This window comes from Streptomyces sp. CLV115 (assembly GCF_038448545.1).
Classification (GTDB): domain Bacteria; phylum Actinomycetota; class Actinomycetes; order Streptomycetales; family Streptomycetaceae; genus Streptomyces; species Streptomyces sanglieri.
The window spans coordinates 1-13,084 of record NZ_JBCEWQ010000207.1 but is presented as its reverse complement, the minus strand read 5'-3'; the positions used below and the strand labels follow the sequence as shown (position 1 = coordinate 13,084).

Here is a 13,084-nt window from a genome sequence, read left to right as displayed (position 1 = left end):
TGAGCAGGAAGTATGCGGCCCGCTCTCGGGCCATGTTGCGCCCGCCGCCGGGCCCCCGGTTCTTCCGAATCTCGAACTCCATCGCATCCCCTGAGCTGGGGTGTTGCGACGACCACTAGAACTCAAGCGACGGCCGGGGGCTCCTGGCGTGTGCGGCTGTGCTCAGACCGCCGCCTGCCGGTACTTGCGCACCGCCAGGGTGCGGAAGACCACCAGGATCAGCAGCGACCAGAGCAGCGACGCCCAGACCGGGTGCACCATCGGCCAGGCGTCGGACGGCGACACGCCCGGGTTGCCGAAGAGCACCCGGCACGCCTGGACGGTGGCGCTGAACGGGTTCCATTCGGCGATCGGCTGGAGCCAGCCCGCCATGTTCTCGGTGGGCACGAAGGCGTTCGAGATGAATGTGACCGGGAAGAGCCAGATCAGCCCGCCGGAGGTGGCCGCCTCGGGGGTGCGGACCGAGAGGCCGATCAGCGCCCCGATCCAGGAGAAGGCGTACCCCAGCAGGAGCAGCAGCGCGAAGCCGCCGAGCACCTTGCCGATGTTCTCGTGGGTGCGCCAGCCGACCAGCAGCGCGACGGCGGCGAGGACCAGCAGGGTCAGCGTCGTCTGGACCAGGTCGGCGAGCGTACGGCCGGTGAGGACCGCGCCGCGCGCCATGGGCAGCGAGCGGAACCGGTCGATGAGGCCCTTGTGCATGTCGTCGGCGATGCCCGCACCGGCACCGGCGGTGGCGAAGGTGACGGTCTGCGCGAAGATGCCCGCCATCAGGAAGTTCCGGTACTCGGCGGGGCTGGTGGACCCGCCGATCATCATCGAGCCGCCGAAGACGTAGCTGAACAGCACCACGAACATGATCGGCTGGATGAGCCCGAAGATGATCATCTCGGGGATCCGGGCCATCCGGATGAGGTTGCGGCGGGCGATGACGAGGGAGTCGCGCACCGACTGCCCGATCCCGCCTCCCGCCCTGGACGCGGCCGGCGTCAGGGGCGTACCGGTGATGGCGCTCACTTGACCGCCTCCTTCTCCGCCGGGGTGCCGTCGGCCGGGCCGGGCCCGGACGTGCCGTTGCCGTCGCCGTTGCCGTTGCCGTCGCCGTTGCCGTTCTGCGGGCCGGCCGTGTGGCCGGTCAGCGAGAGGAAGACGTCGTCGAGGGTGGGGCGGCGCAGTCCGATGTCGTCGATCTCCACGCCGCGGGCGTCGAGGTCGCGGATGACCTCGGCCAGCAGCTTGGCCCCGCCGAGCACCGGGACGGTCAGCTTGCGCGTGTGCTCGGCGACGGCGACCTCGCCCTTGCCGAGGTGGGCGAGGACGGCGCGGGCCGGTTCGATCTGGTCGCGCTGGTGGACCACCACCTCGACGCGTTCGCCGCCGGTGCGGGCCTTGAGCTCGTCGGAGGTGCCACGGGCGATGACCAGGCCGTGGTCGATCACGCAGATCTCGTGGGCCAGGTGGTCGGCCTCCTCCAGGTACTGCGTGGTGAGCAGCAGCGTCGTGCCGCCCGCGACGAGTTCCTCGATGACCTCCCAGAGCTGCTGCCGGTTGCGCGGGTCGAGGCCGGTGGTCGGCTCGTCCATGAACATGACCGGCGGGGAGACGACGAGCGCCGCGGCCAGGTCGAGGCGGCGGCGCATGCCTCCGGAGTACGTCTTGGCCGTGCGGTCGGCGGCTTCGGCGAGGTTGAACCGCTCCAGCAGCTCCCCCGCCCTGGCCTTCGCGTCCCGGGAGCTCATCTGGTAGAGCTGGCCGACCATCCGGAGGTTCTCACGGCCGGTCAGGTACTCGTCGACCGCGGCGAACTGGCCGGAGAGGCCGATCGACCTGCGTACCTCGTTGGGTTTCTTCAGCACGTCGATGCCCGCGACGACGGCCCGTCCGCTGTCGGGCCTGAGCAGGGTGGTCAGGACGCGCACGGCGGTCGTCTTGCCTGCGCCGTTCGGGCCGAGAAGCCCGAGGACGGTGCCTTCCGGCACGTCGAGATCGACACCGCCCAGTGCTCGTACGTCGCCGAAGGTCTTCACCAGACCTTCGGCATGGATCGCGCCTGGCATACGGATTCCCCCAGTGCGTTCGGGTGACTTCCTCAACAGATCCTAGGTTTGACGGTCTTTCCGCGCCTGGTGAACGTCTGCGGCGGACATGCCCGCGACAACCCGGCGACGCGAGAAACGTAACGCGATACATCGCGACAGGCAAGGGGCTGGGGCGACGCCGGGCACGGCTCAGCCCATCACGAGATAACCGGCGTCCCGCAGCGCCGCCGAGACCTCCGCGCAGTGCTCCGGCCCCTTCGTCTCCAGCTGGAGCTCCACCTCGACCTCGGTGAGCCCGAGCCGGGGGTCGGTCCGCACATGACCGATGTCCAGCACATTGGCGTCCACCACCGAGAGCACGCCGAGCAGCGTGGCCAGCGCGCCGGGGCGGTCGGTCAGCCGCAGCCGCAGGCTCAGATAGCGGCCGGCCGCCACCATGCCGTGGGTCAGGACCCGCTGCATCAGCAGCGGGTCCACGTTGCCGCCGGACAGGAGCGCGACCACCGGCCCGTGGAACGACTCCGGATCGCTCAGCAGCGCCGCGACCGGGCTCGCGCCGGCCGGCTCCACCACCAGTTTCGCCCGCTCCAGGCAGAGCAGCAGCGCGCTGGACAGCTCGTCCTCGGAGACCGTACGGACCTCGTCGACCAGCTCCCTGACCAGCTCGAACGGCACATCGCCGGGGCGCCCCACCTTGATGCCGTCCGCCATCGTGACGGGCGATTCGATCGACACCGGGTGGCCCGCGGCCAGCGAGGGCGGATAGCAGGCCGCGCCCGCCGCCTGCACCCCGACGATCCGCACATCGGGCCGGACCGCCTTGACCGCCACCGCGATGCCCGCCGCGAGACCGCCGCCGCCGATGCCCACGACGATGGTCCGCACCTCGGGGCACTGTTCGAGGATCTCCAGCCCCACCGTGCCCTGCCCGGCGATGATGTCCGGGTGGTCGAAGGGGTGGATGAAGACCGCGCCGGTCTCCCGGGCGTACTCCTGCGCGGCGGCCAGCGTCTCGTCCACCACATGCCCGTGCAGCCGGACCTCGGCCCCGTACTGGCGGGTCGCGGCCACCTTCGGCAGCGGCGCCCCGACCGGCATGAAGACCGTCGACCGTACGCCGAGCAGCGCAGACGCGAGTGCGACACCCTGCGCATGGTTTCCGGCGCTCGCGGCGACGACCCCGGCCGCCCGCTCCACCGGCGAGAGGCCCGCGATACGTACGTACGCACCACGCAGTTTGAACGAGCCGGTCCGCTGCAGGTTCTCGCACTTGAGGTGGACCGGCGCACCCACCAGGTCGCTCAGGTGGCGGCTGCCTTCCATGGCGGTGGTCCTGGCCACGCCGGAGAGCATCTTCTGCGCTCCGCGGACGTCGTCGAGGATCAGCGGGGGAAAGTGGCCGGTCGTGCGGAAGTTCATACGGTAAGTCTTGCAGCTCGGCAGGGCACCGGCCGCCGCGTCCCGTCCCCTCCTGGGCCGTTGTCCACGGGTTTGCGCAGCGCTGGTACGCGTTGCCCCGTGGCCGCGTACTCTGTCCCCCACCCATCCGACACCGCACGAAGAGAGCCCCCGGCCATGCCCCCTCAGGACATGACGACAGCTGCGTCTCCTTCCGGGGGCGCCGCCCCCGAACCCTCGGGTTCCGACGGCGTCCTCGACGCTCTGCAGCACCAGGTCGCGGTATTCGCCCGCCGTGCCGAGCAGACCCGCCTCGGCGGCGTCGGCCAGGTGCGCAATTCCATGGACCGGGCCGCCTATCTGCTGCTCAACCGGCTGGACCGGGAAGGGCCGATGGGCGTCAAGGCGCTCGCCGCGGGCATGGGGATCGACTCCTCGACCGTGACCCGGCAGGTGGCGCCGCTGGTCGACACCGGGCTGGTCAAGCGCACCTCGCACCCCGAGGACGGCCGGGCCGTGGTGCTCCAGCTGTCGCCGCGCGGCCAGGCCCGGCTGGACGAGGTCCGCAGCTCCCGCCGCGAGCTGATGACGCAGGTGACGGACGACTGGACGGCCGAGGAGCGCGAGACCTTCTGCGCGCTGCTCACCCGGTTCAACATCTCGCTGGCCGCCCGCCAGACCTCGCACCAGACTCCTCCGGCCGGCTAGGGACTGCGGCCCGGTCCCGGGCCGACCTGTTGCACGCCTCTTGACCAGGAGCCCCGCGAGCGGCTCGGATGTGGACTGTGCGAGAGCGCCAGTCGGGCCGGGAGCGGCGCCGCGCCCAGGAGTTCGAGACCTTCGTCGCGGGCGCGGCCGGCCGTCTGCTGCACACCGCCACACTGCTCACCGCCGAGCCCATGCGGCCGCCGGGGGCGAACCCGCGGGCCCAGCGGATGCTGAGCGCCGCGCTGGCGACCACGTACGCGCAGTGGGAACGGCTGCGCGGCGAGGATCCGTACGACCGCACCCGGCGCGAGCTCGCCGTCCGGTTCGCCCACGAGGTCTGGCGCCATCAGCGGCCGCGCGGCGGTCTGCTGGCCCCGCTGACACCGCAGGAGCGCCTCGTCCTCGTACTGCGGCTGTACGAAGGGGTCGGGGAGGAGCAGACGGCGGCGCTGCTCGGCCTCACGGTGGAGCGGGTGCGGGCGGTCTGCAACCGCTCGGTGGCCACGATGCGCGGCACCCGCCGGCCCACGGCGCGGCGGGGCGCGCCGGGTCTTCCGGGGGTCGCGCGGTGAGCGGCGCCGGAGACCGGGAGGACGAGGTCCGGCGGATGCTGGACGGTCCGCATCCGCAGGTGCCCGCCGATCTGGCGCGGCGGGCCGCCGAGCGCGGCGGCAGGCTGCTGCGCCGGCGGCTGTTCGTCCGCCGGCTGATGCTGCTGCTGGCGTGCGCCGCCGTGGTGGCGTTCACGGCCTGGGCGATGGCGGCACACCCCTGGCAGATACCTCCGGCGGAGACCACTCCGCTGGAGGGCTGGTGAGCGGCGGCGGCTGCCGGACCGTCCCGCAGGACGGCAGAACAACCCTGCCGACCGGCCGAACTATCCTGGGATGTACGAATTTGGGGCCGGTCCCCAGGAGGCTGCCATGACCAGGAAGATCGCCGACTGCCGCAAGCATCCGAGTGTGTCGCACTGCTCGCTCACCATCTCGGGCGAGGAGGAGGAAGTCGTACGGGCCGCCGCCGAGCACGCGGTCTCCGTCCACGAACACACCGACGGTCCCGAACTGCGCGAACAGATCCGGACGATGCTGGAGGACGAGCAGGTCGGCGCCTGACGAGTCCCGGACGGCCGGGCGGGGCTCCCTCATGCGGGGCCCGCCCGGCCGCACGGCCCGGTATCGACCGCCCGGTATCAGCCGAGCGCCTGCGTGAGGTCGGCCAGCAGGTCGTCGGCGTTCTCGATGCCGACGGAGACGCGGACCAGGTCGGCCGGCACCTCCAGCGGGGAGCCCGCCGCCGAGGCGTGCGTCATGCGGCCCGGGTGCTCCACCAGCGACTCGACGCCGCCCAGCGACTCACCGAGGGTGAACAGCTTCGCCCGGTTGCAGACCTGGACCGCGGCCTCCTCGCCGCCCTCGACGCGGAAGGACACCATGCCGCCGAACGCCTTCATCTGCTTGGCGGCGATCTCGTGGCCGGGGTGCTCGGGCAGCCCCGGGTAGAGGACCTGGGTCACCTTGGGGTGCCGGGTCAGCAGATCGGCGACCTTGGTGGCGTTCTCGCTGTGCCGGTCCATGCGGACCGCCAGGGTCTTGATGCCGCGCAGCACCAGCCAGGCGTCGAACGGTCCGGCGACCGCGCCCATCGCGTTCTGGTGGTACGCCAACTCCTCGGCGAGTTCCGGGTCGTTGACGATCAGCGCGCCGCCGACGACGTCCGAGTGGCCGCCCATGTACTTGGTGGTGGAGTGCACCACCACATCGGCGCCCAGGGCCAGGGGCTGCTGGAGGTAGGGGCTGGCGAAGGTGTTGTCGACGACCAGGCGGGCACCCGCGGCGCGGGCCACACCGGCGATCGCGGCGATGTCGGTGATGCCGAGCAGCGGGTTGGACGGGGTCTCCACCCAGACCGCCTTGGTGCGCGGGGTGATCGCCGCCCGCACCGCCGCCACGTCCGAGGTGTCGGCAACGGAGAACTCGACGCCCCACCGCGAGACGACCTTCGCGAACAGCCGGAAGGTACCGCCGTAGGCGTCGTTCGGGATGACCACGTGGTCGCCGGGGGTCAGCAGCGTACGGAGCAGGCAGTCCTCGGCGGCGAGGCCGGAGGCGAAGGCGAGTCCGCGCCGGCCGCCCTCCAGGGCCGCGAGGTTCTCCTCCAGGGCGGTACGGGTCGGGTTGGCGCTGCGGCTGTACTCGTAGCCGCCGCGCAGTCCGCCCACCCCGTCCTGCTTGTACGTGGACACCTGGTAGATGGGCGGGACGACGGCGCCGGTGAGGGGGTCGGCGGTGTTTCCCGCGTGGATCGCGAGGGTTTCGAAGCTGTGCTGGTCGCTCATGGGGCCAGAGCGTAGTTCGTCACGAGGGCGCCCACCGGACTACCGGGCCGTCCGGTGACAATGGGAGGCATGGAGATTCTCTGGTTCCTGATCGCCCTGTGCATGCTCGCGGCCGTCGTCGGCCCCTTCGTGCTGCGCCGCCGGGGCGGAATCCGGCAGGTCGCGCCGGGTTCCCCGGACGCCGCGGACCCGGACGCCTACGGCTTCGTGCGCCAGGAGGAGCTGGACATCCGGCTGCCGGGCCCGGACCAGGACCTCCTGGACGTGCTCGATGTGGTGCAGCGTTCCCAGGACTGGCGGGCGGCCTCGCAACTGCTGGCCGGTACGCCCAAGGAGGGCGAGGTGCGGTGGCAGCGGGTGCAGGCGTTCGCCGGGGCCGCCTCGCTGGAGCTGGCGCAGCAGCCCGGGGTCGGTGGTGCGTGGCTGCGCAAGTGGCGGGCCGAGGCGCCGAAGGACGCGGGCGGCGCGGCGGTGCACGCCGAGTTCCTGGTGCAGCAGGCGTGGCGTTCGTCGACCGCGGGGACGGACGACTTCCGGATCATCCTGGAGGAGGCCCGTACGGTCTGCGGCGAGGCGGCGCTGCTGGCGCCGGGCGACCCCGTCCCCTACCTCACCGAACTGGCCGTCTCCCGCGGGCTCGGGTACTCCCACGAGGAGTTCGACCGGCTCTGGGCGAAGGTGATGGACCGCGCCCCGGCCCACATGGGCGCGCACATCGCGGCCCTGCACTTCTGGTGCGAGAAGTGGCACGGTTCGCGCGAGGAGGCCGACCGCTTCGCCACCGCGGCCGCCGCCCGCGCCCCGCAGGGCTCGCTGCTGGCCGCGCTGCCGCTGTTCGCGGTGTACGAGCACCTGCCCGAGGTCAATCTCGTCCAGGGCTTCTACCGGAGCGCGGTGGTGACCAAGGCGGTCGAGGGCGCCCTGTTCGCGGTGCACGCGGCCCGTCCGGACGACCCGATGCTCGCCCACGTCCGCCATCTCCTGGTCCTCTTCCTGGTCCGGATGGAGCGCTGGTCGGAGGCGATGGCCCAGTTCGTCCACATCGACGGCCACGTGGGCGCCCTGCCGTGGACGCAGGACCCCGACCCGGCCGCCGAGTACACGGTCTACCGGGCGCTGGCGGTGGCCGGCTACGAGGCGAACGGCGGCAGCCCGGCGACGCTGCCGCACTAGGGCCGCCCGTCCGGACGGGCGGAATCCATGACGCCCCCGCCGCGTTGTAAGCACTGCACACCCACCCCAGGAGGAGCCCCCGCATGTTCCTGCAACGCCGCACCCCGCAGCTCCCCACCCCGGAGGAGGCCCTGAAGGGCCGCCCCACCCCCGAATTCACCGTCCCGTCCACCCACACGGTCCTCGGCAATCCCCTGCTGGGCCCGTACCCGGAGGGCCTGGAGGTCGCGGACTTCGCGCTGGGCTGTTTCTGGGGCGCCGAGCGCAAGTTCTGGCAGACGGACGGCGTCTGGACGACCCTGGCCGGCTACCAGGGCGGCTACACCGAGAACCCCGCGTACGAAGAGGTCTGCTCGGGCCTGACCGGCCACACGGAGGCGGTCCGCGTCGTCTTCGACCCGAGGACCGTCTCGTACGCCGAGCTGCTGAAGCTCTTCTGGGAGTCCCACGACCCGACCCAGGGCTTCCGCCAGGGCAACGACGTGGGCACCCAGTACCGCTCGGCGATCTACACCCACTCCCCCGCCCAGGAGGCGGCCGTGGCAGCCTCCCGCGACGCCTACCAGAAGGTCCTCACCGCCACCGGGCACTCCACGATCACCACGGAGATCCTCCCGGCGCAGGGCCGCACGTTCTGGCCCGCGGAGGCGTACCACCAGCAGTACCTCGACAAGAACCCGGCGGGCTACTGCGGCATCGGCGGCACGGGCGTCTCGTGCCCGATCGGGGTGGCTCCGGCTGGGGAGTGACAGGCCGACCGGGGCCCGGTGAGTGCCCGCCTGCCTGCTTCTGGCCGGCGGGCACGCCTACACCCGCGCGTTACAGCGCACCCAGCCCTCACCTGCTGACACAGCCGCCAGGACGACGTTCAGCGGGGACCACGTGCCGCCTTCACGTCAGCGATGAACGCTGACCGGCTGCGGCCACTGAAGGAGACAACGGGCCCGGTGGCGTCCTTGCTGTCCCTCACTGGAACGATGCCGGAAACCCCGTCCGCCACCTCGACACAGTCGCCGCCCTGGCCGCTGAAACTGCTCTTGCGCCACGTGGCAGCCTCAGGATTGGGGGTGACCATCCCTCACTGCCTTGCTTGGTTCCATGCTGCTACAGCTCCTGTCGCACTTTGGCGATCACGTCGAGCTGTCTCCGGGACTCAGCGCGATTGAACGCAGCGAGTCGAAGATGAGCGTATATTCGCCCGTCTCCTCCGGTGTCTCCATGTAGAGCGTCCCGGTCCGGTGCTCGACGCAAACAACCTCGGAGAACGACGGGTCGGGGAAGCCGAAGAGGACGAACGACCCGGCCGGACCGGCATGCGCGCCCGCGCTGTCGGGGATGACCTGGACTTCAATACCTGGGTGCTCCGTCATCGTCTTCAAGTGCTCCAGCTGCTTCCGCATTGCCTGGGCTCCGCCGACTTGAAGCCGGAGCGCAGCCTCTCCCTGAATGACGCACAACCGGGGCGGTGGGAGCGGCACCACTGGCCCGGTGGGACGCCTGTGCGCCCGCCCCGGGCGCTCCCTCCTCGGCCATCGAGTTTCAAGACCTGACGCGCTGGTAAGCGTCCGGGAGACAGTCACCTGGCCGCCTGCTCCCAGGGCCTCGGTGATGGTGCCGCAGCGCTTGCCCTCGTCCTTCAGTGCCTGCGCCTGCGCCTGCTTGACCGTCATCGATTCCTCATGCGGTTGCATCCCAGATGCACAGCTACTCACCGTTGCGCCTTCGTAGTGTTGAAGAGCTGCGTGCGACCATGCCCGCACATGGAAGACCCCGGCGACGGCGGCACCCGTCCCGGGGCGCGGCATGCTGGTTCCGGGTGGGGCGCACAGTAAGAGAAGCGGCAGATTCGGGTACCCCCGGCGTACTGATGCACCCGCCCCCGGGCGCTCGGCCGTTCAGGTGACTGCCTGTCATGGCGCTTGTGTCATATTCCAGTTCTATGGGTCACTTGCGTAACCGAACCGGTGGGCCGCCCATCCCTCTCCGGGGGAGCGCGGAACCGTTCTGTTCGCCGACCGCCCACCCATGATGGGCCTCGGCATCTTTTGCTCCGGACGGCCGCGATGGGCGCCCCTGTAGAGGACTTGGATCCGACCAGTCGTCCCTGCCGAAACAGCGGCAGGGACTGTTGCGCAGCCCCCGGCCTCTGCAAGTGAGCGGTGCGCGATCCATACGCGCACACCGAACACCTCGTCATCGGGGCCAAGAGAGCAGCCGGCCGGCCACGGCACGCGGGGCCGGCCGCGCGCGACTCGGCTCATCACGGCTCCGAGTGCCCTGTTCGGCGGACGGCCGATGACCGATGGCCGAGCCTTCCCCGCCAACAGGCGCCTTTCGAAAGGTTTCCCGGGCTCGCCCAGCGGCGTTCCCCGGGACCGGTCGAGCGGGAGGCGAGCGCGGACCGCCGGGGCCGTTCGGCGTCCCGGTGGTCCAGGCCGCGGCCATGGGCCCTGACCCGGGCCCATCTCGACGTCAACTTCCGGATTTGAGAGGTCAGTTCAAGGAACACGGAGGACGATCATGCCAATCAGTCCCAACCAGGGCTCCACCGGTGGCGGTACCACCGTCACCATCACGGGCACCAACCTCACGGGCACCACCGCGGTGCTCTTCGGCACCAAGCCGGCCACCGGTGTCACCAACGTCTCGCCCACCCAGGTCACCGCTGTCTCACCGTCCGGTTCCGGCGCGGTCGGCGTGACGGTGACCACCCCGGGCGGAACCAGCAATCCGATCCCGTTCTTCTACGTCGGCGCCCCGTTCAAGTCCGGGCTGAGCGTGAGCTCGGGCCCCACTGCGGGCGGCAACACCGTCGTCATCAGCGGCACCGGTCTGTCCACCGCCACAGGGGTGTCCTTCGGCGCCAACACCGTCACGCCGACGGTGCTGTCGGACAGCCAGATCAGTGCCGTCGTGCCCGCGGGTGCGGCAGCCGGGCCGGTGAGCGTCAGTGTGACGACCGCCGGAGGATCCAACAACGGTTTGTCGTACACGTACATCGACGCCCCGACCATCACCGCGATCGCTCCGGATTCCGGACCGACGTCCGGCGGAACGGCGGTGACGATCACCGGCACCAACCTGACCTCGACAAGTCAGGTCACGTTCGACTCGGTGCCGGCACCGTTCTCGGTCATCAACGCGACGACGGTCTCCGCCGTCACCCCGCCCGGTACCGCCGGTGCGGTCGACGTCGGTCTCTCCAACCCCGCGGGCACCGCCACGGACGTCGGCGCCTTCACCTATGTGACGGGCCCCGGTATCTGATCCACCACGGCTGTGGCACCGACCGCCGGTGTGGAACAGCGCCCGGCGCCGGTACCGCTTCCGGTGCGTGATGCCCGCCCCGGTCCGGCGCGCTCCGCGCCCGGCCGGGCGGGTGTCCCGCTCGGCATCACTCGCTCGCGCCGCCCGGCCAGGAGGTCCGGGCGGCGCCCCGGCCCTCATATTCCGGTCCCCTGATCCCATCCGTCCACGACACCCCCGCCCTCGACGTCCTGTCCTCAACACCCCGATTTCACCGCCCTGACAGGAGAACGGCAGTGGAGCACCCCGACAGTCCAATGCCCCACGCCGCGCAGCCGTCGACGGCTGCGGCGGCCCATGCGAACACGACGAACAGTCCATTCCCGACAGCCGCCGCAGCGGTCGCGACACCCACGATCAGCTCCCTCACCCCCGCCCAGGGGTCGGCCGAAGGCGGGAACACGGTCACGCTGACCGGGACCGGCTTCACCAGTGCCACCTCGGTCCGTTTCGGCACCACGGCCGCCGCGTTCATCACCGTCTCCGACACACAGGTCACCGCGATCGCCCCCGCCGCGCCCGCCGGCCCGCTGAGTGTCACGATCACCACCTCGGGCGGCACCAGCGCCGGTATCACCTACACATATGTCGCCGCTCCGGTTCTGGGCAGTGTCGCTCCTGCCCAGGGACCACTCCCGGGCCAGAACACCGTCGCCCTGTCCGGGACCGGCTTCACCGGTACGACCTCTGTCCATTTCGGTGCGAACGCGGCGATTGCGTTCACCTTGGTCTCGCCGACTCAGCTGACCGCGGTGGTCCCCACCGGCGGCCCGGGGCCGGTCGCCGTCACGGTCACCACGCCCGGCGGTACCAGCACTCAAGCGGTCTCCTACTACTACCTCGGCGCACCGGTCCTCAACAGCATCGCCCCCGGCTCCGGTCAGCTGAGCGGCAACAACTCCGTGACGCTGATTGGGGCGAATCTCCTGCAGGCCACGGCGGTTCGCTTCGGCCCGACGTCGGCCGCCCCCTCCGCCATTCTCTCGGCCACGGAGATCAGAGCGACGGTGCCGCCCGGTGTCAGCGGCACCGTGCCGGTCAGCGTCACCACGCCCGGCGGCACGAGCAACACCGTCACCTACCTCTATCTGGGCGTGCCGGTGATCACCGGTCTGGTTTCCGACCAGGGACCGTCGGCAGGCGGGGACTCGGTGACCGTCACCGGCTCCGGACTGACCTATGCCACCGCAGTGCTGTTCGGGAGTGTGCCCGCCGGTTTCACCGTGGTCTCCGACACCCAGTTGACGACCACGGCGCCGCCCGGCGTGTTGGGCGCGGTCACCGTCAGGGTCGTCACCCCGGGTGGCACCAGTATCGGCGCTGCCTACACCCGAGTCGGCCCACCCGCCATCTGAGCGGTCCGGTCGGCTCGGCGGACATTCCCCGTCCCGGGCCGGCCCAAGGTTCGATCCGACTCGGCTCAACAGCTCGCCAACGACGTTGACAAGATCATCGCCTCCTTGCTGGACTGCGGGGCCCGGCCACCCCGGTCGGCCACCGCAGTCGGCCACCGCACGAGGAGGAATTCGCGTTGACGACGAGCCGAGGCCGCAGCGCTCCTGCCACCCCGAAGGGTCCAGGCTGGTTCATGGCCAATGAACTGCTCGCGTTCGTCGTCGAGGTGGCGGCATTGGCCGCTCTGGCCTGGTGGGGGATCGACACCGGGGACGGCTTGGCGGCCCGGGTACTGCTGGGGGTCGGGGTGCCCGCTGCCGCCGCCGTGGTGTGGGGGCTGTTCGCCGCGCCCCGGGCTCGCATCCGGCCACCGCTCGTGGGGGTTCTGCTGGTCAAGGCGGTGGTGCTCGGGGGTGGTGTGTACGCGGTGCATGCGGTGGGGTATTCGGGGGCGGCGGTGTTCTTCGGGCTGGTGGTGGTCGTGAACACGGGGCTGGCGGAGACCTTCCGGCGACGCCTGAACGGTGGCGCGGCCGGCTGACGTGACGGCGGCGTCAGGGGCCGGGCCTGCGGAGTTCAGGCGCTGTTCCGGTCCTGGGCGGCCATGACCTCGTCGCCGTGCTCGGGCCGAGCAGGGGCAGCGGCGGCAATGGTGGTCCGAGCCGTTCGGCTCGGCTGAGCGGATGCCCCGCACGACCGTGGCCCGGGGGGGGGGGGGGGGGGGGGG

General features: G+C 71.2%; 15 protein-coding genes. 9 read left to right on the top strand and 6 right to left on the bottom strand.

What is annotated here, in order from left to right; all coding sequences use genetic code 11:
* Nucleotides 1-162 precede the first annotated feature (162 nt).
* From AADR41_RS38220 to ilvA, 3 genes are all read right to left on the bottom strand, one after another.
* Nucleotides 163-1,017, bottom strand: a complete 855-nt coding sequence (locus AADR41_RS38220; protein ID WP_342286776.1) for an ABC transporter permease — start codon at nt 1,015-1,017, stop codon at nt 163-165.
* Nucleotides 1,014-2,057 (bottom strand): ATP-binding cassette domain-containing protein, encoded by a 1,044-nt coding sequence (locus AADR41_RS38215; protein ID WP_342286775.1) that lies wholly within the window; start codon nt 2,055-2,057, stop codon nt 1,014-1,016. The genes AADR41_RS38220 and AADR41_RS38215 overlap by 4 nt, the downstream gene beginning before the upstream one ends.
* 171 nt (nt 2,058-2,228) lie before the next feature.
* Nucleotides 2,229-3,458, bottom strand: coding sequence for a threonine ammonia-lyase (gene ilvA / locus AADR41_RS38210; RefSeq protein WP_342286773.1), 1,230 nt, complete (start codon nt 3,456-3,458; stop codon nt 2,229-2,231).
* 156 nt (nt 3,459-3,614) lie between these two features.
* On the opposite strand from ilvA, the gene AADR41_RS38205 reads away from it, so the two are divergent.
* From AADR41_RS38205 to AADR41_RS38190, 4 genes are all read left to right on the top strand, one after another.
* On the top strand, nt 3,615-4,145 hold the full coding sequence (locus AADR41_RS38205; protein ID WP_342286771.1) for a MarR family winged helix-turn-helix transcriptional regulator: 531 nt from the start codon (nt 3,615-3,617) through the stop codon (nt 4,143-4,145).
* 77 nt (nt 4,146-4,222) lie between these two features.
* Complete coding sequence (locus AADR41_RS38200; RefSeq protein WP_342286770.1) at nt 4,223-4,717, top strand: sigma factor-like helix-turn-helix DNA-binding protein; 495 nt, start codon at nt 4,223-4,225, stop codon at nt 4,715-4,717.
* On the top strand, nt 4,714-4,962 hold the full coding sequence (locus AADR41_RS38195) for a hypothetical protein (RefSeq protein ID WP_342286769.1): 249 nt from the start codon (nt 4,714-4,716) through the stop codon (nt 4,960-4,962). The genes AADR41_RS38200 and AADR41_RS38195 overlap by 4 nt, the downstream gene beginning before the upstream one ends.
* Nucleotides 4,963-5,068: 106 nt before the next feature.
* Entirely contained in the window at nt 5,069-5,260 is a 192-nt protein-coding gene (locus AADR41_RS38190) for a DUF1059 domain-containing protein (protein ID WP_342286767.1), read from the top strand.
* A gap of 77 nt (nt 5,261-5,337) precedes the next feature.
* Here the strand turns inward: AADR41_RS38190 and AADR41_RS38185 are convergent, their stop codons facing one another.
* Nucleotides 5,338-6,483: a cystathionine gamma-synthase gene (locus AADR41_RS38185; RefSeq protein ID WP_342286765.1), complete on the bottom strand. Its 1,146-nt coding sequence runs from the start codon at nt 6,481-6,483 to the stop codon at nt 5,338-5,340.
* A 69-nt stretch (nt 6,484-6,552) separates the two neighbouring features.
* Here AADR41_RS38185 and AADR41_RS38180 point away from each other — a divergent pair, with 69 nt between their 5' ends.
* Together AADR41_RS38180 and msrA are read left to right on the top strand one after the other, a co-directional pair.
* Nucleotides 6,553-7,656 (top strand): hypothetical protein, encoded by a 1,104-nt coding sequence (locus AADR41_RS38180; RefSeq protein WP_342286763.1) that lies wholly within the window; start codon nt 6,553-6,555, stop codon nt 7,654-7,656.
* A gap of 83 nt (nt 7,657-7,739) precedes the next feature.
* A complete protein-coding gene (gene msrA, locus AADR41_RS38175; RefSeq protein WP_342286761.1) occupies nt 7,740-8,405 on the top strand; it encodes a peptide-methionine (S)-S-oxide reductase MsrA in 666 nt (221 codons plus the stop codon).
* 119 nt (nt 8,406-8,524) lie between these two features.
* Here the strand turns inward: msrA and AADR41_RS38170 are convergent, their stop codons facing one another.
* Both AADR41_RS38170 and AADR41_RS38165 read right to left on the bottom strand, forming a co-directional pair.
* Nucleotides 8,525-8,731 (bottom strand): DUF397 domain-containing protein, encoded by a 207-nt coding sequence (locus tag AADR41_RS38170; protein ID WP_342286759.1) that lies wholly within the window; start codon nt 8,729-8,731, stop codon nt 8,525-8,527.
* A 55-nt stretch (nt 8,732-8,786) separates the two neighbouring features.
* Nucleotides 8,787-9,326 carry a DUF5753 domain-containing protein gene (locus tag AADR41_RS38165; protein ID WP_342286758.1) on the bottom strand — a complete coding sequence of 180 codons (540 nt, stop codon included), beginning with the start codon at nt 9,324-9,326 and terminating at the stop codon, nt 8,787-8,789.
* An 850-nt stretch (nt 9,327-10,176) separates the two neighbouring features.
* Here AADR41_RS38165 and AADR41_RS38160 point away from each other — a divergent pair.
* The 3 genes from AADR41_RS38160 (at nt 10,177) to AADR41_RS38150 (ending at nt 12,898) form a co-directional block, all read left to right on the top strand.
* On the top strand, nt 10,177-10,923 hold the full coding sequence (locus AADR41_RS38160) for an IPT/TIG domain-containing protein (protein WP_342286757.1): 747 nt from the start codon (nt 10,177-10,179) through the stop codon (nt 10,921-10,923).
* Between the two features lie 275 nt (nt 10,924-11,198).
* Entirely contained in the window at nt 11,199-12,317 is a 1,119-nt protein-coding gene (locus AADR41_RS38155; protein ID WP_342286756.1) for an IPT/TIG domain-containing protein, read from the top strand.
* 176 nt (nt 12,318-12,493) lie between these two features.
* Nucleotides 12,494-12,898 carry a YrdB family protein gene (locus AADR41_RS38150; RefSeq protein ID WP_342286755.1) on the top strand — a complete coding sequence of 135 codons (405 nt, stop codon included), beginning with the start codon at nt 12,494-12,496 and terminating at the stop codon, nt 12,896-12,898.
* Nucleotides 12,899-13,084: the final 186 nt, after the last annotated feature.